The organism is Winogradskyella sp. 266wxhm (assembly GCF_058964685.1).
In genome coordinates this window covers 626,494-652,609 of the sequence record NZ_CM179559.1, presented here as the reverse complement: position 1 = coordinate 652,609, position 26,116 = coordinate 626,494, and the positions used below count along the sequence as shown (strand labels likewise).

Sequence of the window (26,116 nt, the reverse complement as noted above, 5' to 3'; positions counted from 1 at the left end):
TAACAAAGAATGACATACCTAAAAGCAACATCATACATAGACTATGAATCTAAATCAATTCAAGATTTAGTAAAAGCCTATAAAACCTTATCCGATAAAGAGAAGGCGATTTCTTTATACGAAAAAGTTAGGGACGATTGGCGTTACGATCCGTACACAATCAGTTTAGAGGCTTCAAATTATAAAGCTAGTCACATAGCGAAACGTTCTAGTGGAAATTGTGTAGAGAAGTCTGTGTTGTTGGTAGCTGTATACAGAGCTGTTGGCTTGCCAGCAAGACTTCATTTAGGTAAAGTGAAAAATCATATTGCTGTAGAACGATTGACTGAAAAATTCGGATCGAATGAGTTGACACCACATGGTATGGTCAATGTTAGGTTGAATGATAAATGGTTGAAATTGTCACCAGCTTTCAATAAAGAACTTTGTAAAAAGTTTAATGTTGATGTTTTAGACTTTGATGGTGTAAGCGATTCGTTTTTACAAGCCTATAATAGTGAAGGAAATCAATTCATGGAATATACGGCTGATTATGGCTTTTTTGAAGATGTGCCTTTAGAGTTTATGAAGCAGAATATTAAGGAACATTATCCTCATATTTTTGATATTGATGAGTCTATAAAAGAATTTAAGCTTTAATTTTTTATACAAATTTGCATCTTTTCATAACTAACAGCGTCTACTGATAAAGTAAGTTAGTTATGGAAAAATCTATTCTAAAAAAGGCATTCTACAATTATTTAAAACTAGGGAAAAAAGCATTAAGAGAACATCGCTTTTCAAAAGCATTCTATTATTTTGAGAACGCTCATATATTAGGTCAAAAACATTTGTATAGGCATACCGTCTCTCACATTTGGCTTTTAATTTTAGGTGTCAAAAAACAAAATTTCAAAGATGTACTAGGTCAACTTTTCAGAATTATAGCATCAGTTTTATTTACATTGATATGGGTTCCGGTTGGAAATACGGGAGGATCTAATGTATCAGCAGTAAAGCGAATGCCGATAAGAAAAGAACTTCAGAAATATTTTTAGTTTCATGCATCTTTTTTGTGTTTCTATCGTCTATTAAGTGAATATTAAAAACTTATAATTATGAAAAACGATAAAGAATGTACTTGCAATTGTGAACCATGTAATAATGGAAAGTGTACAGATTGTACTTGTGAAAACTGTACATGTATAAACTGTAATTGTTAAAAAAATCAATCAGCTTAGGTTCTGTAACTTAAGCTGATTTTTTTATCTTTAATTATGAATACGAAATTAGCTTGGGATACCTATTCGGATGATATAAGACGTTTTATTTTTAGTAAAACTAAAGATGAATCCATAACTGACGATATATTACAAGACACCTTTATTAAGGTACATACCAAATTACATACTTTAAAAAATGAGGATAAATTAAAGTCTTGGCTATTTTCAGTAGCGCGTTACACCATTCTAGATCACTTTAAAGCTTCTAAATCTGTTTTAGAGTTAAATGACTTTGAAGCCGAAGATACCACTATAAATCATGAACATACCGAGAAGGATTGCCTGAGAGGTATTCTTGTAAACTTGCCTAAAAAGTATCGAGAGCCTATTTTTCTATCGGATATTATGGGTTTAAAACAAAAGGAGGTTGCAGAACGATTGAATTTACCATTACCAACTGTAAAGTCTCAAATACAACGTGCTAAAAAACAGATTGCACAAGGTTTTATGGATTGTTGCGGTTATAAAATGAATGAAGACGGCCATTTAGTTGGAGAAATTCAGGATAGAGATGATTGCAAGGTTTGTAATTAGAGCGTCATCATCCAATTACGTTGTAACTTTCTGAATTTTCTTAATTCACCTCTAAGAATTGGTAAATAATCTCTTCCGTTGCTATTTGAACGTTCTAGACGTCTACAATTGCTGTATAGTCTGGTTGTTAAGCGATCTAAACTTTCTAAATGTTTGTGTTTTTTATCAGAGTAACGTTCACGTTCGGCATTAATAATCTCTGGTGCCAAGTTCGTAGATTGCTGTACTATATCTCCCGAAAAATATATGTTGTTATCTTCTGAACCATCAGGATTTAAGTAAGATAAATCATGGTTTAGATAAGTCGAAATACTTCGAGATAGGGTAATAATATCCAATGCCTTTCTATATATAGGCAAATCAGATAGGTGAGATGGGAGGTTATAGTTCATATTCAATAGCAATTATTACGAAATTACAGCGTAGAAATGATATTTTACTTTAGATATTAAGGTGATTTCTTATATTTGATTTAATTATTAAAATAATAATTCGTTTTTACCTTAAAAACCTATGGATAATCTAAACTGGAAGATTTTAAAGTGTTTACAAGCTAATGCTCGTATGTCTAATGCTGAGATCGGAAGACGTGTTGGAATTAGCTCACCAGCTGTTAGTGAGCGTATTAAGAAGATGGAGGATGCGGAAATAATTCAAGGGTATTCTGCTTTTGTATCTCCTTTTGAAGTCGGTTATCAAATTAAGGCTTTAATTACAATGCGTGCTTTTATGGGAATGCTAAAACCTTTTCTTGAAAAAGTAAAAACTTATGATGAAGTTATCAATTGTTATAGGATTACTGGTAACGAAAATTTTGTAATGGAAGTTGTGCTAAAAAATCATAAACATCTTGAATCTTTTATTGATCAACTCATTATTTATGGTGAAACAAAAACACATATTGTACTTTCTAGAGTAGTGAAACAGAGTGAAATAAAGCCTTTGAAATAATTAGTCTTAAATTGAATTTTCAATATGTTCAGCAATAAGCTTTGCGTGAATTCTAGAATTCTCAATAAACCATTTGTGGGTTTCCATACCTCCACAAATTACACCAGCCAGATATAAGCCTTCTACGTTAGACTCCATGGTTTTATCATTATAAACAGGAATATGTTTGTCGTCCTTTGAAAATTCAATTCCAGCACTATCTAAAAACTTAAAATTAGGTTGATAGCCAGTCAATGCTACAACATAATCATTAGGTAAGATTTTTTTACCTTCAGGTGTTTGTATTGTTATTTGATGCGATTCAATATTTGTGATTTCAGAATTAAAATAGGCTTTTATACTGCCTTCTTCAATTCGATTGATAATATCTGGTCTAACCCAATACTTTACTCGTTCTCCGATGGCATCACCTCTAACAATCATGGTGACGTTTCCACCTTTTCGGTATATTTCTAAAGCGGCATCCACAGACGAATTGCTGGCGCCAACAACTGCTATATCTTGTAAAGTAAACGGATGCGCTTCCTTGTAATAATGTAGCACTTTAGGTAAATCCTCACCAGGAACATTCAATAAATTAGGTATGTCATAAAAACCAGTAGCAATAATGACTTTTTTAGCTTTGAAATTGTTTTTGTTTGTCGTGATTTCAAAACTACCATTATCCTTAGAAATTGATTTTACTTCTTCATATAAATTAATGTGTAATTCATTTGATGTTGTTACTCTTCTGTAATATTCCAAAGCTTCATTTCGAGTTGGTTTCGGATTATTACTTATAAATGGAATAGCATCAATTTCAAGTTTTTCAGAGGTTGAAAAAAATGTCATATTTAAAGGATAATTAAACAAAGAGTTTGTTAAGGCTCCTTTTTCAATAACCAAATAATTCCAATTTCGTTTTTTACATTCTAAGGCGCAGGCAATTCCTATAGGTCCTGCGCCAATAATTATGATGTCTAAATTTTCGTCTTTCATATTGAAGGCAAAATTACGGGTTTTAGGTAAGAATTATGCTAATTCATTCTTAGATATTAGTACACGTTTCAAATAATATAAAAGTAAAATACCTAAGGCTCCTAAAGCAATCATTATGTACCAAGTATTTGTATATCCAAAGCTATCCACTAGGCGAAGTCCTGCATTATGACCAAAAATATGAGCAATCGAAAAAGACATTACGTACATAGATAAATACTCGCCTTGCTTTCCTTTTTTTGCTCTGTCCATTGCAAATGCATTAGAAAATGGAAAAGCAATCATTTCTCCAATAGTCATAAATAGCATACCTACAATTAGAATCCCAGTCCAAGATGAAATATTAAGCGCATAAAAACTCAAAATAGTTAGAAAAAGCCCAATGAGTGTGAGACCAATTTTGGAATATTTTGTATTCTCTAACCACTTAATCAATGGCATTTCTAGTAAGAAAATGAAAAAGCCATTAAGTCCTAAAAGCACACCAATTTCAAATTCAGTAAGACTATGAATATCCTTATAGTATAATGGGATTGTAGAAAAATATTGTAAGAATATAATTCCGAAAATTGTCATGGCTGCAAAGAAAATCCAAAAGGGTTTGTCTTTGTAAACAGATACAGGATTTTCGATTGTAATTTCATCAATAGCTTTAGTTTTTCTAGGGTTCAAAACTTTAATCAAAAGTAATGTCGCCAGAATACAGGTAATGCCGTCAACCCAAAATAAACCACCATAACCCATAGCTGTTATGATAAAACCACCTATAGCAGGACCAGCAGAAAATCCTAAATTTATCGCTAATCGAATTAGAGTTACAGATCGTGTTTTGTTTTCAGGTTTGCTATAAACACTCATGGCCACAAACATTGCAGGTCTAAAAGTGTCAGCAACAACCATAACCAAGAAGATGCCGATACAAATGCTAGTAAATGTATTTAGGTACTGTAAAGCAATGAATAAAAAACCAGTACTCAATAAGCTTCTTACCATTACTTTATAATAGCCAATGGAATCGGTTAGTTTTCCGCCAATCCAAGTACCAATTACAGAGCCTAAACCAAAGGCACTCATAATCCATGCAATTTGATCAAATGAGAATTGTAAATCATCCTTTAGGTATAAGGATAAAAAAGGAATAACCATTGTACCAGAGCGATTGATAAATGTTATTAATGCCAACCACCAAACTTCTCTAGAGAGTCCATTAAATGTGCTTAAGTAATTTTTGAATAATGTTTTCATTTTGATTGATTATTATAAAAATAAAAAGTCCGACGGTATCGTCGGACTTTTAAATATTGTTAAATAGTATATAGGAATAGCTACAATAGATAATACGTCCGAATCATTTCCGAAGAAATTGTCCAGGTTTGCTTATAATATCTAATGACTTGTAACATTTTATTTTTTAATTACTTGCGGTAAAACTACAATAAATTTTGATATGTTGTATTTTTGGAAATCAAAAAAATCAAGAATGAAAAAACTACTGGTCATTTTTACTTTAGCCTTATGTTTAGGATGTACACAAGAAAAAACTACTACAAAAGGTGATACGGAGTGGCAAAAAGAAATGAATTCAGATTTTAAAGATGCTTCAAAATCGCCATTAAAAGCTAAAGATCTGAAGGCTTTTGAAGGATTAGATTTTTTCAAATTTGATTCTACATATGTAGTAAAAGCAGTTCTAAAAAAAACACCAGACTCGGAATGGTTCAAAATGAAAACGACCACAAGTAGAGAATCGGAAGAAAGGGTTTTTGGTATCCTTTCTTTTGAGTTGAAAGGACAAAAGTTTCAACTAAATGTGTATCAGGGTAAAGATTTAATGACTACCGAAGGTTATGAAGACTATTTATTCTTACCATTTTTAGATGATACTAATGGAGATGCAACCTATGGTGGTGGACGCTATATCGACTTACGAATTCCAGAAGGGGACGAAATAGAAATAGATTTCAACAAAGCCTATAACCCTTATTGTGCATATAACGAAAAGTATTCTTGTCCAATTGTACCAAGGGTAAATTATTTAAGTACAGAAGTTGAAGCAGGAGTAAAGGCGTTTGAAAAACACTAAGCCTTCACCAAATACATTCCTAAGAACACAGCTAAAAATCCCACAATAAAACTGGCAATAGTATAAATCGCGAAAGTCATAAAATCGCCTGATTTTAAAAACACGTGATTTTCATAAGCGAAAGTTGAAAATGTAGTAAAGCCACCACAAAAACCTGTTGCAAGTAGTAACGTTTGATTTTGTGATAAGCTATCATTTTTTGCAGCTAAACCTAGTATGATTCCTATTAATAAACTACCTAAAATGTTGGCGGCAAATGTACCATATGGAATACCTGTTTCATTGCTATTTAGCCATTTCCCAATAATAAACCTTAGGACACTGCCAAAACCACCACCAATAAAAACGAGAATAATTTGTTTCATTTATTCAACAGCAATATAGATTTCAGTAATCCAATCTGCAGGATTAGGATGATTCATCGGATCAGTAACATAAGTTTCTAACATTGGTCCAGCTTCTAACATTACAAGATTGTTGGTGTTGATATACTCCATAGACTTGTTCCAAGCTTCCTCAAGGTTGTCATAATTTCCTTTCAAAGTAGTCTTAAGCGCATTGAAGGAATCTAGTTTTCCTGTGAGAATATCTGAATCTTCAGTAATAACTCTAGAGTTTGTAGGTATGCAACACGAAAAGATAACGGCATTATTTTCTTCGTCCCATTTATGGTAAAGTACAAAAGGTGAACCAGCCATGGTGATATTATTTGTCATAGCATATGCACCAACTTTTGGCATCATTTCCTTCATTTTTGTTTCAAACTCACTGAACTTACAAGATGTTGTATTGTAAAGGTAATAGCCACCACTATGTTGGGTTACACCATCAATATTTATGCTGTAAACTTTCATTTCAGCATTTGTGATACTATCCAATTTAAATAAACCACGTTCAAAATCTGGACCAGTTCCAGATTCAATTGAACCTGCAAAAGTGGTGTAAAGTTTTGTCATGAAATCCTGTTTGCCTTCCATTTCCCAAGTTACTTTGGTGCCTTTTTCGGTTGGCTCAAAATACCAGTTGATGTTAGATTGCGCTTCAAAAGGTTTTATAAATTCAATCTTTTGATTGATAGCCTTATTTTTTTCTGTATCTAAGGTCGTCATAGAACCTTCACCTAAAATTTCACCATTCCAACTATAGCTTGCGCCTTCACCACTAGTATTTTCAGAATACGTCAGTTTAGCATCTTTTTCTTGTTCAATCCAAGGGGAAAATTCAGGCCATTCTTTAAAGTCGTTAACCTTATTGTAAAGCAAACTTACAGGTGCTTCAATAGTCCTACTTCTACTGAATTTATAGTCATTAGGTTGCACAGCAACATAGACGGAAAATCCAATAATAAGGATGAGCAGTAGTAGTAAAATGTACTTTAGGGATTTCATTAAATAATGTTGAGTTAGTTAGTTGTTTCTCAAAGATAGTAATTTATTATATGTGATATAAACATTACATTTGTGTAAAACAAAATAAAACTAACTTATATGAAACTAAAATCTATAGTGGTGTTTTGCTTCGTAGCAGTGTTTGCATGGTCTTGCAAGGACGATTCAAAAGCACCTACAGAGCAAGATACTGTTGAAGTATCTGATGAAAAGTTCGACTTTAACGTAGAGCAATTTGCAGATATTAAAATTCTACGTTATCAAATTCCTGGCTGGGACAATCTATCTTTAAAAGAGCAAAAATTAGTTTACTATTTAACGCAAGCTGGTTTAGCTGGTAGAGATATTATGTGGGATCAAAACTACAGACATAACCTTAAAATCCGTAAAGCTTTAGAGAATGTTTATGCTAACTATTCAGGTGATAAATCATCTGATGATTGGAACGCTTTTGAAGTTTACTTAAAACGTGTTTGGTTCAGTAATGGTATTCATCATCATTATTCTAACGATAAGTTGAAACCAGAATTTTCAAAAGACTATTTAAATGAGTTGCTTTTGGCAACCAACACTAAGTTAGATGGTGAAGCTTTTGATGTGATCTTTAATGATAAGGACATGAAAAAAGTAAACCAAGCTAAAGGTGTTGATAATGTAGCTTTATCTGCTGTAAATTTTTATGGTCCAGATGTAACTAATGAAGATGTTATTGGTTTTTACAAAAATAAAAAATCACCAAACCCTGAGCAGCCATTATCATACGGTTTAAATTCTCAACTTGTAAAAGAAAATGGCGAATTGAAAGAACGTGTTTATAAATCTGGTGGACTTTACGGTTCTGCTATTGATGAAATTATAAAGTGGTTAGAAAAAGCGCAAGGTGTAGCTGAAAATAAAGCACAAGGTGATGCTTTAGGTTTGTTAATTGAATATTATAAATCAGGTGATTTACAAACTTGGGATGATTACAATGTCGCTTGGACAGCAGCAACAGAAGGTAATGTAGACTACATAAATAGCTTTATCGAAGTCTACAACGATCCTTTAGGTTATAGAGGTTCTTATGAAACTATTGTGCAAATCAACGACTTTGATATGTCTAAAAAGATGAAGGTGTTATCGGATAATGCACAGTGGTTTGAGGATAATTCACCTTTAATGGATGAGCACAAAAAGAAAAATGTAGTTGGTGTAACTTACAAAGTTGTTACTGTTGCAGGTGAAGCAGGAGATGCATCACCAAGTACACCAATTGGTGTGAACTTACCAAATGCCAACTGGATTAGAAAAGAAGTTGGAAGTAAGTCAGTATCACTTGGAAATATCATTAATGCATATAATAATGCAGGTAGTACAGGTAGATTAAAAGAATTTGTTCACGATGAAGAGGAGTTGCAATTAGAAGAAGAATACGGACAATTGGCAGATAAACTTCATACAGCATTACATGAAGTTATTGGTCATGCATCAGGTCAGTTAAATCCTGGAGTAGGTGAGACCAAAGAAACTTTGAAAAATTATGCCTCTACTTTGGAAGAAGGACGTGCAGATTTAGTTGGTCTATATTACTTATACAATCCTAAATTACAAGAATTAGGTTTAGTTGAAGATTGGCAAAAGGTAGGAAAAGCAGCTTATGATGGTTATATCAGAAATGGTTTAATGACACAGTTAATCCGTTTGAATCTAGGTGATGATGTTGAAGAAGCTCACATGAGAAACCGTCAATGGGTTTCTGCTTGGGTATTTGAAAAAGGAAAAGCAGATAACGTTATTGAAAAGGTAAACAAAGACGGTAAAACGTATTTCAATATTAACGATTACGAAAAACTACATGATCTTTTCGGACAATTATTAAGAGAAACACAACGTATTAAGTCTGAAGGAGATTATGCTGCCGTTGAAGCCTTGGTTGAAGGTTATGGTGTTAAGGTAGATCAAGATGTTCACGCTGAGGTTTTAGAGCGTAATAAGCAATTTAAATCTGCTCCTTATAGTGGTTTTGTAAACCCAGTTTTAGTTCCAGAAATGGATGATAATGGAGAAATCACAGCAATTAAAGTAACACAGCCAGCTGGTTTCCCAGAACAAATGTTAGAGTACAGTAAAGCGTATAGTCATTTGCCTGAGGTGAATTAATAAAATCTTTACTCAAACTAAAAAAGCACTTACAAATTTGTAAGTGCTTTTTTATTTTTTATAATGTTGGTAATTATTTTTTTAAAGTAAATCTTCTAAAGCAGGTTTTAAATTGGCATAGGTATAATCAAAACCTTCAATTTCCATTTTCTGTGAGCTCACACGTTGACTTTCAAAAAGTAAAATATGCATTTCACCAAGAACTAATTTCAAAGTAAATTTTGGAACATTTGGCAAGAGTAATGGTCGCTTTAAAACCTTAGCAGCTATTTTGGTTAAATCTCTATTAGTAACCGGGTTTGGTGCCACTCCATTGTAAATTCCTTCTAGTCCGTTTTTTAATGCAAAAACAAACATATTAGCTAAATCTTTTACATGAATCCAGCTTTGCCATTGTTTACCGCTTCCTAAGGGAGCTCCCAATCCTAATTTTATAGGTTGAACCATTTTAGGTAAAGCGCCTTCATCACTAGCTAAAACAAGTCCGATTCGTATTTTAGCTACTCTACATGTTGGAGTTTTGAATCCATCCACAGCATCTTCCCAGGCATTTACTACATCACCTAAAAATGTACTCGAGATTTCAGTATTAGTTTCTTCGTAATAATTCACATAACTTGAAGGATAAATACCAATAGCACTAGCAGAAACAACTTGATCTATACTATAATTATGTTTTTCTATAGTGTCTTGAAGTAATGCTGCGGTTTTTGTTCGACTTTCTAGTATGATTTTTTTATAAGAATCTGTCCAGCGTTTCGCTATTGTTGCACCAACCATATTGATAATAGCTGAAACACCTTCAAAACATTTATGGTCAATTTCGTTATTATCAGGATTCCAATAAAATCCTTTATAATTAGGATCTGATTTTAGTTTTGATTTTGAAGTCGTTAAATAATGTACAGTTATACCTTCGGCATGACAAATTTTTACAATTTCTTGTCCTATTAAACCTGTTGCACCTGTTATTAAAACTGTCATTATTGCTTTTTTTGTAAAGATACGAAAGGTGAAAAGCGTAGGTAAGAACTTTAATTTTGCTTTAACGTTTAGCAAGAATTAAAGTTTCATTTCGTTGAATACTTCGGTGCTCTCAGCATTTAGTTCATTTCATTCCACTGAATGCTTTGTTCCTCTCAGCATTTCTCTTTTACCAGGCGGTCCAGGAAGTCGTTCTACGGTAAAACCAACAGCTTGCATAGCACGTCTTACACTACCTTTAGCAGAATACGTGACTAGAATACCATTCTTTTTAAGTGCTGTAAACATAATCTTGAAAATAGCTTCTGTCCATAATTCAGGTTGAACGCGTGCTCCAAAAGCATCAAAGTAGATGATGTCAAAAGTATCTTTGGCTTGTATGTCCTTAAAGAATTTTTTCTGTTTTTCTAGTTGAAAATTAGATGTTATAAAGTGTTCTTCTTCCCAAGGAGCAGCATGCATTTTTTCAAAAAAAGTATCGTGTTCTTTTGAAATAAGTTCAATATAATTGAGCTGATTTATTTCCTCTTTCTTTACAGGATAAGCTTCAACACCAACATAGTTGATTTTTAGATTTGTTTTTTCGGCTTCGATTAAAGTTAGAAAAGCATTAAGACCTGTGCCAAAACCTATTTCGAGGATGTTTATAGGATTGAATTCTGAAGTAATTTCAGGACGGTAAGATTTTGAAAAATAAAGCAAACCATGTTTTAAAAACACATGGTTTGCTTCTTGTATGGCACCATGAATGGAATGGTATTGCTCATTCCAATCTTCTATCTGTATGGTTTTAGAACCATCTGATGTGGTGATTATTTTTCGTTTCAAATTATTGAATCAAAAGCTTTTTAATCTTAGGAATCGGTCCTACGCATTCTGTTTTGTGACAGTTCAAACAATTTGTGATAGCATCATTATAACGCTGTTTTAACTCTACATTAGAAAGTGTATCAGCAATAGTTTTCTGAGATTCTATAAACACATTTACAAAGCTGTCCCAAACTGGTGTTCTACCTTTTCCATCAGACATTTCTGCTGAATGAAGCGTCATCAAATCCAAAGGCATTGATTTTGGTATTTCTCCAGCAATAATTTGATCTCTAATTTGTTGATTGTATATGTACATAGCATTCATAAAATTTGCCATTTCAGAAGGCTTGTACATATCGTATTCAACTTTTTTTTGAGCTGTTTCCTCGGTCTTTTTTTCTTCATTTTCACAGCTAAAAGCTAAGAAAGCGAAAAGTAAGACCGCCAAAAGATTTTTATTCTTTAAGTAAAACTCCATCAGCTTCAAAACGGTATTCTAATTTAGGTTCTGTAATAGCAGCGATTTCTTCTTTAGATTTTCCTGCGTCTTCAGCATAATGTTGTAATTCTTCAACAGGTGTTTCGGTAATAAAAGCTTTACCATTTATTACAACTTCGCCTTCAGCATTTAATGGCATAAAGAAACCGTAATCTTTAAATCGTACCATAACTTCATCACTACCCATATCTAAAGTCATCCAACAACCTTTTTTAGAGCATACTTCAATAATTTTTCCTGTGGTTTTAACATTAATAGTGTCACCAGCTTTAAGACCTTTGTATTTTTCCATCATATTATCTGGACTTAAAGCATCAGTATCGTTAATTTTATCACCAAAAGATGCGTAAGCAATTTCTTCCTTTACTTCTTTAACATCAGCGACGTCTTCTTCAACTTTTTTTGTGTCGTCTTTGCATGAGTACATAGCTAAACCAAGTATAGCTAATAAAGCTAATTTTTTCATTATTAAGTTTTTATTTGAATAAGTTATTGATTAACAAATTTACATAAATTTAAGAGATTGTAGCCTTTTTTTAACGGTAATGATTGCGTATTTTTGTGGACTAAATTATTGATAATTATGGCTATTGAAACAGGCAAACTTACCGTAGAAACTATACAATCTTCAAAAATAAACAGTGTTGATTTTAGTAAACTAGACTTTGGTCGAATTTTTACAGATCATATGTTTGTCTGCGATTATGTAGATGGAAAATGGCAAAATCCTGAAATAAAGCCTTACCAAGCTATGACGTTTGAACCTTCTGCACGTGTGTTTCATTACGGACAAGCAGTTTTTGAAGGTATGAAAGCCTATAAAGATGAGAACGGAAAAGTATTTTTGTTTAGACCAAAACAGAATTTTGACAGAATTAATAAATCTGCAGCACGTTTGGCAATGCCAGAATTTCCTGAAGATTATTTCTTTGAAGGTTTAGAGACACTTTTAAAATTAGATAACGAATGGATAAAAGCAGGAGTTGGAAATTCTTTATACATAAGACCTTTTGTAATAGCTACTGAACCAGCAATATCGGCATCACCAGCAAGCACTTACCGTTTTATGATTATATGCTCACCTGCAAAATCATATTATAATTCGCCAGTGCGCGTTTTAATTGCTGAAGAGTTTAGCCGTTCTGCTGATGGAGGTATAGGTTTTGCTAAAGCAGCAGGTAACTATGCAGGACAATTCTACCCAACAAGCTTAGCTCAGAAAGAAGGCTTTCAGCAAGTAATTTGGACAGATGCCAATACACACAAATATCTTGAGGAAGCTGGTACTATGAATGTCTTTTTTAGAATCAATGACAAATTGGTAACAGCACCAACTAGCGATAGAATTTTGGATGGTATTACAAGAAAAAGTATCATTCAATTAGCAGAAGACCTTAATATAGAATGTGAGGTAAGACAAATAGCTGTTGGTGAAATTAAAACGGCAGCTAGAGAAGGTAACCTAAAAGAAGTTTTTGGTGTTGGTACAGCTGCTGTTGTAAGTCCAGTGTCTGCTTTTCAACATCAAGGTGAATTGTTTGAGGTTCCTGAAATTGAAGACTCTTACGGAAAATTATTCAAGGAAACCTTACTGAATATTCAGAACAATATCTCTGAGGATATTCACGGTTGGAGATATGAGGTGAAGTAATATGGAAATAATTAAAATAAAAAAGCAGTCAAATTATTGACTGCTTTTTTGTTTTATGACTCTAAAATATCTTTAATATTAGGTTTAAAGTAGTTAGGGCCTTTAAGAACTTTCCCGTCTTCTCTGTAAATTGGTTCTCCATCTTCTCCAAGTTTGCTCATATTACTACGTTGAATTTCTTCAAAGACTTCTTCTATTTTATGTTGCAAACCATGTTCTATAATGGTACCGCAAAGAATATATAGCATATCACCCAAAGCATCAGCAACTTCTACTAAATCATTATTGTTGGCAGCTTCTAAATATTCTTCGTTTTCTTCGCGCATTAATTTATAACGAAGCATATTTTTTTCTAGACCTAAATCGGCTTTCGGAGTTCCTCTATGTCCTATTTTGAAGGCGGTATGAAATGCTTTAACAGCATTGATTTTATCTTGCATTATTAGTTAGTTTTTTATTCTGGCAATTATTAAATTCGCATAAAAATAAGAAGATGTTTAGTAACGGTCAATTGATTTTTGGTTTATTATTTTTTATTGTTTTTGTTATCATTATTGGTTTTCAATATCGAAAAAACCTTAAACTTCATAAACAACACTACAAAGGAACCATTTGGATACTTATAGCTTTTATAGCTTTCATAGGCATGATAGCGGCTATTAAGTTTATTTTTATGTAATAGCTAAATTTAGAGCATAAAAAAAGCAGCTATTATCTAGCTGCTTTTTTTTATATAAAATTGCTTTTAATTAAGCTTTATTTGCTACTAAAGTCACTTTTAACTCAATATCATCATTGATAAACTTATCACCTAAATTATCAAAGAATGATTTAGAACCGTACTCGATGTTCCACTTAGAACGATCAATTGTAAACGTTTCACTTGTTAAAGTTAAAGTATCACCATTTACTTCAATTGTTACAGGGAAACTAATGTTGTTAGTTTTTTCTTTCATAGTTAAGTTTCCAGAAAGCATTGTTTTTCCGTCAACAGTTTCAATACCTGTAACTTCAAAATTAGCAACAGGATGATTCTCTACATCAAAGAAATCAGCATTCATTAAGTGTCCTGCTAATTTAGCATTTCCTTCATCTTCTTTAGGAATGTCTAAAACTTCGATACTAGCCATATCAATTGCAAATTTTCCGCTCTCAACAGTATTATCATTTACTTTTAACTTTCCGTCTTTAATAGCAATTGTACCATTGTGAGATCCTGTAGGCTTGTAACCTGTCCACTCAATCATTGACTTTTCAGTATTCGCAGTATAGGCTACAGCTTCAACTTTAGCAACTGCAGCTTCTGTTGCTTCTTTTGTTTCAGCTTCTTTAGCTTTGTCACCACAACTTGAAAAAGTGATTAGAGCAACAACAGCAAAAATTTTAAAAATAGGTGTTTTCATGTTAGTGTTTTAAGTTTGTTTTTTTGAGGCGTAAAATTAATAATTGTTTCAACACAACAATTATAAAAAAATGTTAATGACATTTTGACATTTTAATAATAATGGCAGTACTTTTGCCATTTCTAAATCGAAGATTTAAAAAATTGAACTCAAATGAGTAAAAAAGATAAAGACAAAAAAGTGGAAGAACCTCAAATAGAGGACACAGCAACTGCAACTGCTGAAGCAGAAAATGAAGGACAGACAGAACAATCTGTAGAAGAAAAATTACAAGGTGAATTAGCTGCTGAAAAAGATAAATTCATGCGTTTGTTTGCAGAGTTTGAAAATTACAAGAAGCGAACTACTAAAGAACGTATAGACTTGTTCAAAACAGCTAGTCAAGATGTTATGACGGCTATGTTACCAATTTTAGATGATTTTGAGCGTGCTTTAACTCATATTGAAGAAGACAAAGAAGCTGAAGAATTAAGAAAAGGTGTTTTGTTAATCTACAATAAATTGGTGAGTACGTTACAGCAAAAAGGATTATCTAAAATAGAAGTTAATAAAGGAGACACTTTCAATGCAGATGACCATGAAGCGGTAACTCAAATTCCTGCACCCTCAGAAGATCTTAAAGGTAAAATCATAGATGTAATTGAACAAGGTTACAAGTTAGGAGATAAAGTTATCCGTTTTCCAAAAGTTGTTTTTGGACAGTAAGTGAAAATCGTTTTTCGAGAATTAAAGACGAACAATTAATTATTTAGATGAAAGAAGATTATTACGACGTATTAGGAATAAGTAAAGGAGCATCAGATTCTGAGATAAAAAAAGCCTATCGAAAGATGGCGCTAAAATATCATCCAGATAAAAATCCTGATGATAAAGAAGCGGAAGAAAAGTTTAAAAAAGCAGCAGAAGCTTACGAAGTTTTAAGTAATGCTGATAAAAGAGCACGTTACGACCAGTTTGGTCACCAAGCCTTTGACGGATCAGGTGGTTTTGGTGGAGGTGGTATGAATATGGATGACATATTCAGCCAGTTCGGTGACATTTTTGGAGGCGCTTTCGGTGGAGGAGGCGGTTTCAGCGGCTTTGGTGGAGGTGGTAGACAACGCGTTGTAAAAGGAAGTAACTTACGTATTCGTGTCACACTGACTTTAGAAGAAGTGGCTAATGGAGTAGAAAAGAAAATTAAAGTTAAGCGCAAAGTTCAAGCACCTGGTACAACTTATAAAACTTGTAGTACTTGTAACGGTTCTGGTCAAGTGACAAGAATTACCAATACAATTTTAGGAAGAATGCAGACGTCTGCTCCTTGTCAAACTTGTGGTGGAGCTGGTCAAACTATTGATAAAAAACCTTCAGATGCAGATGCTCAAGGTTTAAAAGTAGCTGAGGAAACAGTGTCTGTAAAAATACCTGCAGGTGTTGTAGATGGTATGCAGCTTAAAGTTACAGGAAAAGGTAATGAAGCTCCTGGAAATGGTATTTCTGGTGATTTGTTAGTCGCAATACAAGAAGAAGAACATCCAACATTGAAACGTGAAGGTGATAATCTTCATTATGATATGTATGTAAGTCTACCTGATGCCGTGTTAGGTTCATCTAAAGAAATAGATACGGTAACTGGTAAGGTTAGAATTAAAATAGAAGCTGGTGTTCAGTCTGGTAAAATATTAAGATTACGAGGCAAAGGTATACCAAGTATTAATGGTTATGGTAAAGGAGATTTATTGGTACATGTAAATGTTTGGACACCAAAGACCTTAAATAAAAAACAAAAAGAATTTTTTGAAAGTATGAAAGATGACGAGCATTTTGAACCAAAACCAGAAAGCTCTGATAAATCTTTTTTTGAAAAGGTAAAAGATATGTTTTCATAAAAAGGTATTAATTCATAAAAAATATTATCTTTGAATTATCGCTAATGCTAATTAGCGGTAATTTTTCTTTTTCATAGCAATTTTTTCCCATCCTTATTTAATTATAAGGGTGGGTTTTGTTTTTTAGGTTGAAAGTGTGGTAGTTGCTGTGAAAGAATACATTATTATATATCCTATTTATTCTTTATTACTCTACAACATTTAATATATTTACGTATTAACCCTAAGTAAAATCTTATCAAATATGAATGACTTATTAGTTGCTGATTCCGTATCAAAAAAGTATGGGGATTTCAAGGCACTAAATCAAGTATCTATAGCTGTTCCAAAAGGAAGTATTTTTGGTTTGCTGGGACCAAACGGAGCAGGAAAAACAACACTTATTAGAATTATAAACCAAATTACAATGCCAGATGAAGGTACTGTAATGCTAGATGGTCAACCGCTTAAACCAGAACATATTCAGGATATTGGATATCTACCAGAGGAACGAGGACTGTATAAATCTATGAAAGTCGGTGAGCAAGCTTTGTATTTGGCACAACTGAAAGGCATGTCTAAATCTGAAGCAAAAAGTAGATTAAAATACTGGTTTGATAAATTGGATATTGGTGATTGGTGGAACAAAAAAATTCAAGAGTTAAGTAAAGGACAAGCGCAAAAAATTCAGTTTGTCGTCACAGTTTTGCATCAACCAAAGCTTTTAATTTTTGATGAGCCTTTTTCTGGTTTTGATCCTATTAACGCCAATTTAATAAAGGATGAAATTTTACAATTGAGAGATGAAGGAGCTACTGTTATTTTTTCTACACATCGTATGGAATCTGTTGAGGAATTATGCGATCATATTGCTTTGATTCATAAATCAAATAAAGTTTTAGATGGCAAGTTAAATGATATAAAACGTCAATACAAAACCAATACGTTTGAAGTTGGTTTAGAAGCTTTGGATAAGGAAAAAGTGATTGCAGATATTCAGAATAGTTTTGATGTGTTACCAGCTACATTCAAAAATTTGTATGATGATATCAAACTCAATGTTAAGATTCCTGAAACAACATCTCCAAATGATTTGTTGTCATTTTTAACTTCAAAAGCACAGGTAAATCATTTTGTAGAAGTTATTCCTTCAGCAAATGACATTTTTATTCAAACAGTAAAAAATAATTAGGCATGAATCATTTACCACTTATAATAAAACGCGAATATTTAACTAAGGTTAAAAACAAGTCGTTCATTATTATGACATTTTTAAGTCCTGTAATAATGATTGCGCTTATAGCTGTTGTTGCCTATTTATCTCAATTAAACAACGATAAAAAACGAACGATTTCCATACTTGATGAAACTGGCTATATAACAGAAGGTTTTAAGAATACAGAAAATACAACTTATTCTCAATTAACAGGGCTGAGTTTGGACGACGCTATTACTTTGGTGAAAGAGAGCGATGGTTATGGGCTTTTATATATTACTGGAGCGGATTCTATCAATGATATTTCAAATGAGATAAAATTTTATTCAGAAGAAACACCATCATTTTCTGTAATCTCTAATTTAGAGTCCAAGATAGAAAATCGTTTACGTGAGCTTAAATTGCAGAAAGATGGAGTAACGATGGCCCAGATAGAAGCCTCTAACACCAAGGTTGATATTGCCCAAGAAAGTTTTGATGGGCAAAAAAGTTCTAAGGCAGATAATATTGTAAAACTAGCTTTTGGTGGAGCGGCAGGTTATTTGCTATTCATGTTTATTATCATTTATGGAAATATGATAATGCGAAGTATTATAGAAGAAAAAACGAGTAGAATAATTGAGGTAATTATATCCTCTGTGAAACCAATACAATTAATGATGGGTAAGATTATAGGTACATCATTAGCAGGTGTTACGCAATTTGCTATTTGGGCTATTCTTGGTGTAGTTTTGATGGCAGTAGTTGGTTTTATATTTAATATCGATGTGACAGCACTGTTAGCTCAGAGACAAGAAGTTTTGTTGCAATCTATCGAAAGTTCTGGGTTAGAAAAGAATATAGGAGATTTTTTCATTGCATTTCAAAGTTTACCATTGGCTAATTTAGTTTTTGCATTCTTACTATTCTTTATTAGTGGATACTTATTATACAGCTCATTATATGCAGCAATTGGTGCTGCGGTTGATAATGAAACAGATACACAGCAATTTATGCTGCCAATATTAATGCCTTTGATTTTAGCAGTTTATGTTGGTGTATTTACGGTTATTGAAGATCCTCATGGTACGGTTTCAACAGTGTTTTCTTTTATTCCGCTAACGTCACCTGTGGTTATGTTAATGCGTATTCCTTTTGGTGTACCGCTTTGGCAACAAGGTTTGTCACTATTGTTATTAATAGGAACATTCATTTTTGCTGTATGGTTTGCAGCTAAAATATATAGAGTAGGCATTTTAATGTATGGTAAAAAACCAACATACAAGGAGCTATTTAAGTGGTTGAAGTATTAAGATTATGATGCAGGATTTAGAAAAAATAGAAGAAACAATTACTGAAAGTTCTGCTTGGGAAGCCGTTAAGAATTTTCTTGGGATGCATTTAGATTTTACGGAAGATATAAGCGTATCAATTTTTGATCTTATCATAGTAGTAACTGCTATTTTCATTACCACAATTGTTTTAAGAATTCTACTTAGAATAATTACAAGAAAATTACCAGAAGATGATAAAGGGAAGTTTAATGTGGTTTATGGCTACTTCCGATGGGTTGTTTATCTTATCATTTTGCTCATAACGCTTCATAGTGTTGGTGTAAATGTAACGGCTGTTTTTGCAGCTTCTGCAGCACTTTTAATAGGTGTTGGTTTAGCACTTCAAACACTGTTTCAAGATATAATTTCTGGAGTATTTATTTTGGTAGATCAGTCGGTACACGTTGGTGATATTATTGAAATAGAAGGTAAAGTAGGAAGAGTTGAGGAAATAAAATTAAGAACCACAAGAGCAGTAACTATAGACAATAAAGTATTGGTAATTCCTAATCATTTATACTTAACAAATTCGCTTTACAATTGGACACAAAACGGAACCACAACACGTGAAAGTGTTGAAGTTGGTGTAGCCTACGGAAGTGATGTTGAGTTGGTAAGAAAATTATTATTACAGGCAGCAAGTACACATCCAGATGTTATTTCAGAACCAGAGCCCTCTGTAATATTTACCAATTTTGGTGATAGTTCTTTAAACTTTAAGCTTGTATTTACACTTGCAGACAGTTTTAAAGCACAATTCCCAAAAAGTGATATTCGGTTTGAAATCGATAAGTTATTTAGAGAAAATAAAGTCACGATTCCATTCCCTCAACGCGATATTCATATTATTGAAAAACCGCAATAAAGTATAGTTTAATTTAAAAATCATTTATGTCTATAAAACACATTAAAGCTACATTATTATTTTGTTTAATTTCTTTGGTTTTTGTTGGAAACGCGCAATCTTCAGATCTATTTCGTATTGAATATTTACATATTCCGAATGATAATACAGGAAATAGTATAGGAAGATTTAGAACGTTTTTTCAATTGCCATTAGAGTTTAAGAAAAATAATTATATCGTAGTTGGTGGTGAGTATAGAAACATAAATTTAGATTTAAAAGATGTGCCTTTTGATACAAGTGATTTACATTCTGTACAACGAATAGAAGCTTCTTTAGGTTATCTTTATAGAACAAGTGGTGATTGGATTTATGCTGCCAAAGCCGGAATGCGTTTACAATCTAACTTCGCATCTAAGTTAGTTAGCGATGATTACATTTACGTAGGAAACGTGTATGCGATTAGAGATAGAACAGAAGATGTAAAAGAAGGAGATAAACCCAATCGACTCATAATAGGTTTACAGTATACAACCACACCTGGTCGTAATTATCCATTACCAATTTTAAACTATTATAGAGAATTTCATCCCAATTGGACCTATACTTTAGGTGTGCCAAAAACAAACATTCGTTATAAATTTGATAAGACAAATCATGTTCAAGCCTTTGTAACTCTTGACAATTTCTTTGCAAATATTCAAGCTAATAAAGAAGTAAATGGTAGAGTGGCTGAAAATATTTCTATGACAACAGTTTTGGGAGGTCTTGGTTATGAGCATTATTTTACAGATCATATTATGTTTTATGGCTATGCTGCGTATACTATTTCTAACGACTTTAGGTTAAGAGATAATGAACGTGAAGACATTTATACCATAGAAGCAAAAAATACTTTGTATTTTAGAACGGGAATAAAACTCAAAATATAAAATGCCAAAAATATTAATCATTGAAGATGAAGCAGCAATCCGACGAGTGCTGGTAAAAATACTATCCGAAGAAAATGACAAATACCAAGTAGAAGAAGCCGAAGACGGTTTGGTTGGTGTCGAAAAAATAAAAAAAGACGATTACGATTTAGTGCTTTGTGACATTAAAATGCCAAAAATGGATGGTGTTGAAGTGCTAGAAGCTGTGAAAAAAATAAAACCAGAAACACCAATGGTGATGATTTCTGGTCATGGAGATTTAGATACAGCCGTAAATACGATGCGTCTTGGAGCTTTTGATTATATCTCAAAACCACCAGATTTAAATAGACTCCTTAACACTGTACGTATTGCTTTAGATAGAAAAGAGCTTGTAGTTGAAAATAAGATGCTAAAAAAGAAGGTTAGCAAAAACTACGAAATGATAGGTGAGAGTGACAGTATTGGTCGTATCAAAGAAATGATTGATAAAGTGGCACCCACAGATGCAAGAGTTCTTGTAACGGGACCAAATGGAACTGGAAAGGAATTAGTGGCGCATTGGTTACATCAAAAGAGCGAGCGTTCTAAAGGACCAATGATTGAAGTTAACTGTGCAGCCATACCAAGCGAACTTATAGAAAGTGAATTGTTTGGTCATGTAAAAGGGGCTTTTACTTCTGCAGCTAAAGACAGAGCAGGTAAATTTGAAGCTGCCAATGGCGGAACAATTTTCTTGGATGAAATCGGTGATATGAGTCTATCTGCCCAAGCTAAAGTTCTACGAGCATTACAGGAAAGTAGAATTCAACGTGTTGGTAGTGATAAGGATATTAAAGTCAACGTTAGGGTAGTTGCAGCAACAAATAAAGATCTTAAAAAAGAAATTGCTGATGGAAAATTTAGAGAAGATTTATATCATAGACTCGCTGTGATTTTAATTGAGGTTCCAGCATTGAACGACAGACGAGATGATATTCCTCTGCTGATAGAACATTTTTCTGAAAAAATTTCAAACGAACAAGGCACATCAAAAAAATCATTTTCTGATAAAGCTGTGAAATTGCTTCAAGATTATGACTGGACAGGTAATATCCGTGAACTTCGCAATGTTGTAGAGCGACTTATTATTCTTGGAGGTAATGAAGTAAGCGAAACTGATGTTAAAGCTTTTGCTTCAAAATAAACTAAGCTTATGAAAGATATCAATATCGAAGACTTTAAAATCACTTCAAAAATCAGTATTAAGGATTTACCGACAACCTATGATTTAGAGGTTAACAAAAAGAAAACCGAGCGTGAGTTAAGAACGGTAAGTGAAGAATTAGCCGAAATTCAAAATACCATGTATGCACATGGAAAATATGCTGTACTATTTTGTATTCAAGGTATGGATACAGCAGGAAAGGACAGTTTGATTAGAGAGGTTTTTAAAGAATTTAATGTTAGGGGAATTGATGCGCATAGTTTTAAAAAACCAACGGAAAATGAATTAAAACACGATTATTTGTGGCGACACTACATCGCACTTCCTGCTAGAGGTAAGTTTGGAATATTTAATCGTACACATTATGAAAATGTATTGGTAACAAGAGTTCATCCAGAATATTTGATGTATGAAAATATGCCAGACATTAAAAGTGTTGATGATGTGAATGAAGCATTTTGGGAAATACGGTTTGAAGAAATCAATAATTTTGAAAAGCATATTGCAGATAATGGTACCATTATTTTTAAGTTCTTTTTGAATGTTTCAAAAGATGAACAAAAAAATAGATTAATAAGACGTTTAGAAAAGCCTTCAAAGAATTGGAAATTTTCTTCTGATGATTTGGATGAGCGTAAACTTTGGGGTCAATATCAGGATTGTTATGAAGATGCCATCAATAAAACATCTAAATTTCATGCACCTTGGTATAACATTCCTGCAGATGATAAACCTACAGCAAGATATTTAGTCGCTAAAATTTTATACGATACTTTAAAAGAATATACCGATATTAAAGAACCAGAATTACCTGCTGACGAAAAGTCTAAAATTCATTTGTATAAACAGCAACTGGAAAACGAATAATTTAAACACCATCTGAAATGAGATATTTTTCAATTTTAGCCTTTACACTTTCTTTGTTAATTTCTATTAACGTTAACGGTCAAACGGATGAGTCAGCATTAAAGACTATTTATTCCACATCCTTAACCAATGGAAAAAGTTATGAATGGCTAGATTATTTATCGAATGAAATAGGTGGAAGATTATCTGGATCTAAAAATGCCGAGTTAGCTGTACAGTATACCAAAGCTGAACTTGAGAAATTAGGTTTGGATAAAGTTTGGTTACAACCCGTTATGGTTCCAAAATGGGAAAGAGGAGAAAAGGAAGAAGCTTTTTATTTGATAGAAAACCAAAAGAAAAACGTGAATATTTGTGCCCTTGGCGGTTCAATAGCAACTGATGAGAATGGATTGCAAGCTAATATAGTAGAAGTTCATGATTTTGAAGAATTAGAAAAACTTGGCAGAGAAAATATCGAAGGAAAAATTGTTTTTTACAATAGACCAATGCAAGCTGATTTAATAAGCACTTTTAATGCTTATGGAGGTTGCGTTAATCAGCGTTATGCAGGTGCAATGGAAGCTGCTAAATATGGTGCTATTGGTGTTATAGTACGTTCAATGAATTTAAGACAAGACGATTTTCCACATACAGGAAGCATGAGTTATGGTGATTTGCCGGTAGAACAACGTATTCCTTCTGCAGCAATAAGTACCAATGATGCTAATGTTTTAAGTGTAGCATTAAAAAGTAATAAAGACTTACAATTTTATTTTAAACAGAATTGTAAACAGTATGAAGATGTGCCGTCGTATAATGTTATTGGAGAAATTACAGGTAGTGAATATCCTAATGAATATATCATTGTTGGTGGTCATTTAGATTCTTGGGACCTTGGAGATGGAGCGCATGATGATGGTGCAGGAGTGGTGCAGTCTATGGATGTGTTAAGACTTTTAAAAGAAAGTGGTATTACCCCAAAAAGAAGTATTAGAGTAGTGTTGTTTATGAATGAGGAAAATGGCCTTCGTGGTGCTACAGAATATGCTAGAGTTGCAAAAGAAAATAATGAAAATCACATTTTTGCTTTAGAAAGTGATGCTGGAGGTTTTACTCCAAGAGGGTTTTCATTTTCAGCAAATGATACCAATTTTAATCAAGTTTTGGGTTGGCAATCATTATTCAAACCTTATTTAATTCATTATTTTGAACAAGGTGGAAGTGGAGCAGATGTAGGTCCTCTAAAAACAGAAACTAATGTTGTTGCTGGTTTAAGACCAGACTCTCAACGTTATTTCGATCATCATCATGCATCTAACGATACGTTTGAACATGTAAATAAAAGAGAACTAGAACTTGGTGCTGCGACTATGACAGCTTTGGTTTATCTTTATGATAAATATGGTGTTAATCCAATTACTAAGGAAACCGAAATAAAAAATTAGAGCTATTAATTAGATCTAATCCGTTTCATCTTGTTTGCTCCCTTTCTTCATCTTCATGTATTTTGATACTAAGCGCACACCAAGTCTAGCGAAAAGTATAACGGAAATTACTATAACAATGTCAAAACCAGTCATGGTATATTATCTAAAATGATAAAGCAGTACTATGCAGCAAACGATCTTTTGATTTCACATAGATCTTCACCTGAAATAGGCTTAACAATATAATTACTTACTCTCTTGTAAGATTTGGCACGTTCTACATCAGTAGGATTAATAGAGGAACTGACCATATAAATGGTTATTTCTTTTTCAGTTTTAATTGAGGTGAATTCATCTAAGAATTGCCAACCGTCCATAATAGGCATGTTTATATCTAAAAGAATAACATCGGGTAAATTTTCATTGCTTGAAATAAGATGTTTGATTTTTTCCAAAGCATCTTTACCGTTGTTGTAGACTATAACATTATTGCAAAAATCATTTTTTTGAATTAACCGTTTTACAGCAAAAATGTATATTTCATCATCGTCTATAATACAGGCAGTATCTATTTTTTTCATTTTCTCAGGAATATTGTGAAAGTAGAGCCTTTATTTACAAAGCTATCCACCTTTATTTTACCTTGCATTGCTTCAATTTGATTTTTTATAAGAAATAATCCAAGGCCTCTTGCATCTTTGTTTTTGTGGAATGTTTTGTACATGCCAAATATTCTATCGCCATGTAGTTCTAAATCTATACCACAACCATTATCTTCAAATTTTAAAATAAAATAATCGTCATTTTGTTCACAGAAGATATTAATAGTTAAAGGTACATTAACTCTTCTATATTTTATGGCATTAGATAAAAGATTTATTACAATACTTTCAAAATAAGCTGGAATAGTGTTTAAAAAAGTATCTTCAGGAATATCATTATTTATTGTAGCATGAGCATCAATAGCTTTTGCCGAAATACTATTGATGTGTTTCTGAATTTCTTGGTGAACATTAACTTTAAAGTAAGTTTCTGTTAGAGCTATGTTGATTTGAGCAACTTCGTTGAGATTCAAAATAGTTTCATTAAGATTCTCAGAAGCTTTTTTCAACAAAGGAAAAAGTTCGTTTTCCGTAGTTTTTGGGTGTTCTTCTTCAATTAGGTTTAGTAGTAAAGATAAATTACCAGAGTGTGTCCTAAGATTGTGGGAAACAATATGAGCGAAATTAATTAGTCTTTTATTCTGGTCTACTGTGGTTCTTAATAGTTTTTTAATTTCTGTTTCCGTTCGTTTTGCTTTAGAAATATCTTGAAATAAACCACGAACCCTAATACATTTATTGTTTTCTAAAACAGGATAACCAATAGCTCTTACCCATTTCTCCTTTCCTTTTGGGGTGATTATCTCAACTTCAATATCGTAATTATTATTATACTCTATAGCACTGGTAAAATGTCGAGTAATCTTAGATTTACTAATACCTTCTTTGTAAAAACTTATAGCGGACTCTACATTTGGAACGTAATCAGAGTCGACTTCATGTATTTTGCGAGTAACATCACTCCAGAATAAGTCTTGAGTTGTTACGTCATATTCCCATGTGCCAATTACTGCAGCTTCTTGAATGAAGTTGAACAAATCAACATCATTATTGCTTTTAAGGGACTTACTTTTTATCATAATCTTTAGGGTTAGATCAGATTACTAAGGGTTGATTATATTGTGTTTATAATGATAAAAAATTCAAACGTAGTTCAATATAATGATTTTTTTAAAAAGGAAACCACAGTAATAATAATACTTTGTAAGGTTTTTT

Annotated in this window: 29 protein-coding genes; 16 read left to right on the top strand and 13 right to left on the bottom strand. The window is 32.7% G+C overall.

Going from position 1 to position 26,116, the window contains the following annotated elements:
* The first annotated feature begins 9 nt into the window (after positions 1 to 9).
* The 3 genes from AC2H4K_RS03060 to AC2H4K_RS03050 all read left to right on the top strand — a co-directional run bounded on the left by AC2H4K_RS03060 (position 10) and on the right by AC2H4K_RS03050 (position 1,796).
* Positions 10 to 639, top strand: a complete 630-nt coding sequence (locus tag AC2H4K_RS03060) for a transglutaminase-like domain-containing protein (protein ID WP_281138245.1) — start codon at positions 10 to 12, stop codon at positions 637 to 639.
* Positions 640 to 701: 62 nt separating this feature from the next.
* Positions 702 to 1,037: a DUF3703 domain-containing protein gene (locus tag AC2H4K_RS03055; protein WP_281138244.1), complete on the top strand. Its 336-nt coding sequence runs from the start codon at positions 702 to 704 to the stop codon at positions 1,035 to 1,037.
* Positions 1,038 to 1,256: 219 nt separating this feature from the next.
* Positions 1,257 to 1,796 (top strand): sigma-70 family RNA polymerase sigma factor, encoded by a 540-nt coding sequence (locus AC2H4K_RS03050; RefSeq protein ID WP_281138243.1) that lies wholly within the window; start codon positions 1,257 to 1,259, stop codon positions 1,794 to 1,796.
* Here AC2H4K_RS03050 and AC2H4K_RS03045 read toward each other — a convergent pair.
* Complete coding sequence (locus tag AC2H4K_RS03045; RefSeq protein ID WP_281138241.1) at positions 1,793 to 2,188, bottom strand: hypothetical protein; 396 nt, start codon at positions 2,186 to 2,188, stop codon at positions 1,793 to 1,795. The two genes, AC2H4K_RS03050 and AC2H4K_RS03045, sit on opposite strands and share 4 nt — an antisense overlap.
* 121 nt (positions 2,189 to 2,309) lie before the next feature.
* Here AC2H4K_RS03045 and AC2H4K_RS03040 point away from each other — a divergent pair, with 121 nt between their 5' ends.
* Positions 2,310 to 2,747 (top strand): Lrp/AsnC family transcriptional regulator, encoded by a 438-nt coding sequence (locus AC2H4K_RS03040; RefSeq protein WP_281138240.1) that lies wholly within the window; start codon positions 2,310 to 2,312, stop codon positions 2,745 to 2,747.
* A 6-nt stretch (positions 2,748 to 2,753) separates the two neighbouring features.
* On the opposite strand, the gene AC2H4K_RS03035 is transcribed toward AC2H4K_RS03040, so the two are convergent.
* Together AC2H4K_RS03035 and AC2H4K_RS03030 are read right to left on the bottom strand one after the other, a co-directional pair.
* Positions 2,754 to 3,725 carry a YpdA family putative bacillithiol disulfide reductase gene (locus AC2H4K_RS03035; RefSeq protein WP_281138239.1) on the bottom strand — a complete coding sequence of 324 codons (972 nt, stop codon included), beginning with the start codon at positions 3,723 to 3,725 and terminating at the stop codon, positions 2,754 to 2,756.
* A gap of 33 nt (positions 3,726 to 3,758) precedes the next feature.
* A complete protein-coding gene (locus AC2H4K_RS03030; protein ID WP_281138238.1) occupies positions 3,759 to 4,970 on the bottom strand; it encodes an MDR family MFS transporter in 1,212 nt (403 codons plus the stop codon).
* A gap of 235 nt (positions 4,971 to 5,205) precedes the next feature.
* Here AC2H4K_RS03030 and AC2H4K_RS03025 point away from each other — a divergent pair, with 235 nt between their 5' ends.
* Complete coding sequence (locus tag AC2H4K_RS03025; RefSeq protein ID WP_281138236.1) at positions 5,206 to 5,808, top strand: DUF1684 domain-containing protein; 603 nt, start codon at positions 5,206 to 5,208, stop codon at positions 5,806 to 5,808.
* On the opposite strand, the gene crcB is transcribed toward AC2H4K_RS03025, so the two are convergent.
* Together crcB and AC2H4K_RS03015 are read right to left on the bottom strand one after the other, a co-directional pair.
* Positions 5,805 to 6,173 carry a fluoride efflux transporter CrcB gene (gene crcB / locus AC2H4K_RS03020; protein WP_281138235.1) on the bottom strand — a complete coding sequence of 123 codons (369 nt, stop codon included), beginning with the start codon at positions 6,171 to 6,173 and terminating at the stop codon, positions 5,805 to 5,807. The genes AC2H4K_RS03025 and crcB overlap by 4 nt on opposite strands.
* Positions 6,174 to 7,196 carry an SRPBCC family protein gene (locus AC2H4K_RS03015; RefSeq protein ID WP_281138234.1) on the bottom strand — a complete coding sequence of 341 codons (1,023 nt, stop codon included), beginning with the start codon at positions 7,194 to 7,196 and terminating at the stop codon, positions 6,174 to 6,176.
* Between the two features lie 99 nt (positions 7,197 to 7,295).
* On the opposite strand from AC2H4K_RS03015, the gene AC2H4K_RS03010 reads away from it, so the two are divergent.
* Positions 7,296 to 9,335 (top strand): dipeptidyl-peptidase 3 family protein, encoded by a 2,040-nt coding sequence (locus AC2H4K_RS03010; RefSeq protein ID WP_281138232.1) that lies wholly within the window; start codon positions 7,296 to 7,298, stop codon positions 9,333 to 9,335.
* A gap of 81 nt (positions 9,336 to 9,416) precedes the next feature.
* Here AC2H4K_RS03010 and AC2H4K_RS03005 read toward each other — a convergent pair whose 3' ends face one another.
* The 4 genes from AC2H4K_RS03005 to AC2H4K_RS02990 form a co-directional block, all read right to left on the bottom strand.
* Positions 9,417 to 10,319, bottom strand: a complete 903-nt coding sequence (locus AC2H4K_RS03005) for a TIGR01777 family oxidoreductase (protein ID WP_281138230.1) — start codon at positions 10,317 to 10,319, stop codon at positions 9,417 to 9,419.
* 129 nt (positions 10,320 to 10,448) lie between these two features.
* A complete protein-coding gene (mnmC2, locus tag AC2H4K_RS03000) occupies positions 10,449 to 11,147 on the bottom strand; it encodes a tRNA (5-methylaminomethyl-2-thiouridine)(34)-methyltransferase MnmC2 (protein WP_281138229.1) in 699 nt (232 codons plus the stop codon).
* A 1-nt stretch (position 11,148) separates the two neighbouring features.
* Positions 11,149 to 11,607, bottom strand: a complete 459-nt coding sequence (locus AC2H4K_RS02995) for a hypothetical protein (protein ID WP_493742805.1) — start codon at positions 11,605 to 11,607, stop codon at positions 11,149 to 11,151.
* Positions 11,585 to 12,094 (bottom strand): DUF4920 domain-containing protein, encoded by a 510-nt coding sequence (locus AC2H4K_RS02990; RefSeq protein WP_281138226.1) that lies wholly within the window; start codon positions 12,092 to 12,094, stop codon positions 11,585 to 11,587. The genes AC2H4K_RS02995 and AC2H4K_RS02990 overlap by 23 nt, the downstream gene beginning before the upstream one ends.
* Before the next feature lie 117 nt (positions 12,095 to 12,211).
* Here AC2H4K_RS02990 and AC2H4K_RS02985 point away from each other — a divergent pair, with 117 nt between their 5' ends.
* Positions 12,212 to 13,279 (top strand): branched-chain amino acid aminotransferase, encoded by a 1,068-nt coding sequence (locus AC2H4K_RS02985; RefSeq protein ID WP_281138225.1) that lies wholly within the window; start codon positions 12,212 to 12,214, stop codon positions 13,277 to 13,279.
* Between the two features lie 53 nt (positions 13,280 to 13,332).
* Here AC2H4K_RS02985 and AC2H4K_RS02980 read toward each other — a convergent pair whose 3' ends face one another.
* Positions 13,333 to 13,719, bottom strand: a complete 387-nt coding sequence (locus AC2H4K_RS02980; RefSeq protein ID WP_281138223.1) for a nucleoside triphosphate pyrophosphohydrolase family protein — start codon at positions 13,717 to 13,719, stop codon at positions 13,333 to 13,335.
* A gap of 309 nt (positions 13,720 to 14,028) precedes the next feature.
* Positions 14,029 to 14,682: a YceI family protein gene (locus AC2H4K_RS02975; protein WP_281138220.1), complete on the bottom strand. Its 654-nt coding sequence runs from the start codon at positions 14,680 to 14,682 to the stop codon at positions 14,029 to 14,031.
* Between the two features lie 153 nt (positions 14,683 to 14,835).
* Here AC2H4K_RS02975 and AC2H4K_RS02970 point away from each other — a divergent pair, with 153 nt between their 5' ends.
* The 9 genes from AC2H4K_RS02970 to AC2H4K_RS02930 all read left to right on the top strand — a co-directional run bounded on the left by AC2H4K_RS02970 (position 14,836) and on the right by AC2H4K_RS02930 (position 24,317).
* Positions 14,836 to 15,387 carry a nucleotide exchange factor GrpE gene (locus AC2H4K_RS02970; RefSeq protein ID WP_281138218.1) on the top strand — a complete coding sequence of 184 codons (552 nt, stop codon included), beginning with the start codon at positions 14,836 to 14,838 and terminating at the stop codon, positions 15,385 to 15,387.
* A gap of 47 nt (positions 15,388 to 15,434) precedes the next feature.
* Positions 15,435 to 16,553 (top strand): molecular chaperone DnaJ, encoded by a 1,119-nt coding sequence (dnaJ, locus tag AC2H4K_RS02965; protein ID WP_281138217.1) that lies wholly within the window; start codon positions 15,435 to 15,437, stop codon positions 16,551 to 16,553.
* 244 nt (positions 16,554 to 16,797) lie between these two features.
* Complete coding sequence (locus AC2H4K_RS02960) at positions 16,798 to 17,724, top strand: ABC transporter ATP-binding protein (protein WP_281138216.1); 927 nt, start codon at positions 16,798 to 16,800, stop codon at positions 17,722 to 17,724.
* A gap of 2 nt (positions 17,725 to 17,726) precedes the next feature.
* Complete coding sequence (locus AC2H4K_RS02955) at positions 17,727 to 19,040, top strand: ABC transporter permease (RefSeq protein WP_281138215.1); 1,314 nt, start codon at positions 17,727 to 17,729, stop codon at positions 19,038 to 19,040.
* A gap of 7 nt (positions 19,041 to 19,047) precedes the next feature.
* Complete coding sequence (locus tag AC2H4K_RS02950) at positions 19,048 to 19,926, top strand: mechanosensitive ion channel family protein (protein WP_281138790.1); 879 nt, start codon at positions 19,048 to 19,050, stop codon at positions 19,924 to 19,926.
* A gap of 26 nt (positions 19,927 to 19,952) precedes the next feature.
* Positions 19,953 to 20,837: a DUF6268 family outer membrane beta-barrel protein gene (locus AC2H4K_RS02945; RefSeq protein ID WP_281138214.1), complete on the top strand. Its 885-nt coding sequence runs from the start codon at positions 19,953 to 19,955 to the stop codon at positions 20,835 to 20,837.
* Position 20,838: 1 nt separating this feature from the next.
* Positions 20,839 to 22,002: a sigma-54-dependent transcriptional regulator gene (locus AC2H4K_RS02940; RefSeq protein WP_281138213.1), complete on the top strand. Its 1,164-nt coding sequence runs from the start codon at positions 20,839 to 20,841 to the stop codon at positions 22,000 to 22,002.
* A gap of 9 nt (positions 22,003 to 22,011) precedes the next feature.
* Entirely contained in the window at positions 22,012 to 22,890 is an 879-nt protein-coding gene (locus AC2H4K_RS02935) for a PPK2 family polyphosphate kinase (RefSeq protein ID WP_281138212.1), read from the top strand.
* Positions 22,891 to 22,907: 17 nt separating this feature from the next.
* Positions 22,908 to 24,317, top strand: coding sequence for a M20/M25/M40 family metallo-hydrolase (locus AC2H4K_RS02930; RefSeq protein WP_281138211.1), 1,410 nt, complete (start codon positions 22,908 to 22,910; stop codon positions 24,315 to 24,317).
* 164 nt (positions 24,318 to 24,481) lie between these two features.
* On the opposite strand, the gene AC2H4K_RS02925 is transcribed toward AC2H4K_RS02930, so the two are convergent.
* Together AC2H4K_RS02925 and AC2H4K_RS02920 are read right to left on the bottom strand one after the other, a co-directional pair.
* Positions 24,482 to 24,880, bottom strand: coding sequence for a response regulator (locus tag AC2H4K_RS02925; RefSeq protein WP_281138210.1), 399 nt, complete (start codon positions 24,878 to 24,880; stop codon positions 24,482 to 24,484).
* Entirely contained in the window at positions 24,877 to 25,980 is a 1,104-nt protein-coding gene (locus AC2H4K_RS02920; protein ID WP_281138209.1) for a sensor histidine kinase, read from the bottom strand. The genes AC2H4K_RS02925 and AC2H4K_RS02920 overlap by 4 nt, the downstream gene beginning before the upstream one ends.
* Positions 25,981 to 26,116 lie beyond the last annotated feature (136 nt).

Bases quoted from the DNA above. Each gene is read 5' to 3' on its own strand.
- AC2H4K_RS02930 (WP_281138211.1), top strand. From the start codon at position 22,908: ATGAGATATTTTTCAATTTTAGCCTTTACACTTTCTTTGTTAATTTCT.
- AC2H4K_RS03015 (WP_281138234.1), bottom strand. From the start codon at position 7,196: ATGAAATCCCTAAAGTACATTTTACTACTACTGCTCATCCTTATTATT.
- AC2H4K_RS02935 (WP_281138212.1), top strand. From the start codon at position 22,012: ATGAAAGATATCAATATCGAAGACTTTAAAATCACTTCAAAAATCAGT.
- AC2H4K_RS02940 (WP_281138213.1), top strand. From the start codon at position 20,839: ATGCCAAAAATATTAATCATTGAAGATGAAGCAGCAATCCGACGAGTG.
- AC2H4K_RS02975 (WP_281138220.1), bottom strand. From the start codon at position 14,682: ATGAAAACACCTATTTTTAAAATTTTTGCTGTTGTTGCTCTAATCACT.
- AC2H4K_RS03035 (WP_281138239.1), bottom strand. From the start codon at position 3,725: ATGAAAGACGAAAATTTAGACATCATAATTATTGGCGCAGGACCTATA.
- AC2H4K_RS03060 (WP_281138245.1), top strand. From the start codon at position 10: ATGACATACCTAAAAGCAACATCATACATAGACTATGAATCTAAATCA.
- AC2H4K_RS02980 (WP_281138223.1), bottom strand. From the start codon at position 13,719: ATGCAAGATAAAATCAATGCTGTTAAAGCATTTCATACCGCCTTCAAA.
- crcB (WP_281138235.1), bottom strand. From the start codon at position 6,173: ATGAAACAAATTATTCTCGTTTTTATTGGTGGTGGTTTTGGCAGTGTC.
- AC2H4K_RS03030 (WP_281138238.1), bottom strand. From the start codon at position 4,970: ATGAAAACATTATTCAAAAATTACTTAAGCACATTTAATGGACTCTCT.
- AC2H4K_RS03005 (WP_281138230.1), bottom strand. From the start codon at position 10,319: ATGACAGTTTTAATAACAGGTGCAACAGGTTTAATAGGACAAGAAATT.
- AC2H4K_RS03025 (WP_281138236.1), top strand. From the start codon at position 5,206: ATGAAAAAACTACTGGTCATTTTTACTTTAGCCTTATGTTTAGGATGT.
- AC2H4K_RS03050 (WP_281138243.1), top strand. From the start codon at position 1,257: ATGAATACGAAATTAGCTTGGGATACCTATTCGGATGATATAAGACGT.
- AC2H4K_RS02945 (WP_281138214.1), top strand. From the start codon at position 19,953: ATGTCTATAAAACACATTAAAGCTACATTATTATTTTGTTTAATTTCT.
- AC2H4K_RS02970 (WP_281138218.1), top strand. From the start codon at position 14,836: ATGAGTAAAAAAGATAAAGACAAAAAAGTGGAAGAACCTCAAATAGAG.
- dnaJ (WP_281138217.1), top strand. From the start codon at position 15,435: ATGAAAGAAGATTATTACGACGTATTAGGAATAAGTAAAGGAGCATCA.
- AC2H4K_RS03010 (WP_281138232.1), top strand. From the start codon at position 7,296: ATGAAACTAAAATCTATAGTGGTGTTTTGCTTCGTAGCAGTGTTTGCA.
- AC2H4K_RS02925 (WP_281138210.1), bottom strand. From the start codon at position 24,880: ATGAAAAAAATAGATACTGCCTGTATTATAGACGATGATGAAATATAC.
- AC2H4K_RS02950 (WP_281138790.1), top strand. From the start codon at position 19,048: ATGCAGGATTTAGAAAAAATAGAAGAAACAATTACTGAAAGTTCTGCT.
- AC2H4K_RS02920 (WP_281138209.1), bottom strand. From the start codon at position 25,980: ATGATAAAAAGTAAGTCCCTTAAAAGCAATAATGATGTTGATTTGTTC.
- AC2H4K_RS03045 (WP_281138241.1), bottom strand. From the start codon at position 2,188: ATGAACTATAACCTCCCATCTCACCTATCTGATTTGCCTATATATAGA.
- AC2H4K_RS02990 (WP_281138226.1), bottom strand. From the start codon at position 12,094: ATGAAAAAATTAGCTTTATTAGCTATACTTGGTTTAGCTATGTACTCA.
- AC2H4K_RS02985 (WP_281138225.1), top strand. From the start codon at position 12,212: ATGGCTATTGAAACAGGCAAACTTACCGTAGAAACTATACAATCTTCA.
- AC2H4K_RS03040 (WP_281138240.1), top strand. From the start codon at position 2,310: ATGGATAATCTAAACTGGAAGATTTTAAAGTGTTTACAAGCTAATGCT.
- AC2H4K_RS02955 (WP_281138215.1), top strand. From the start codon at position 17,727: ATGAATCATTTACCACTTATAATAAAACGCGAATATTTAACTAAGGTT.
- AC2H4K_RS02960 (WP_281138216.1), top strand. From the start codon at position 16,798: ATGAATGACTTATTAGTTGCTGATTCCGTATCAAAAAAGTATGGGGAT.
- AC2H4K_RS02995 (WP_493742805.1), bottom strand. From the start codon at position 11,607: ATGGAGTTTTACTTAAAGAATAAAAATCTTTTGGCGGTCTTACTTTTC.
- AC2H4K_RS03055 (WP_281138244.1), top strand. From the start codon at position 702: ATGGAAAAATCTATTCTAAAAAAGGCATTCTACAATTATTTAAAACTA.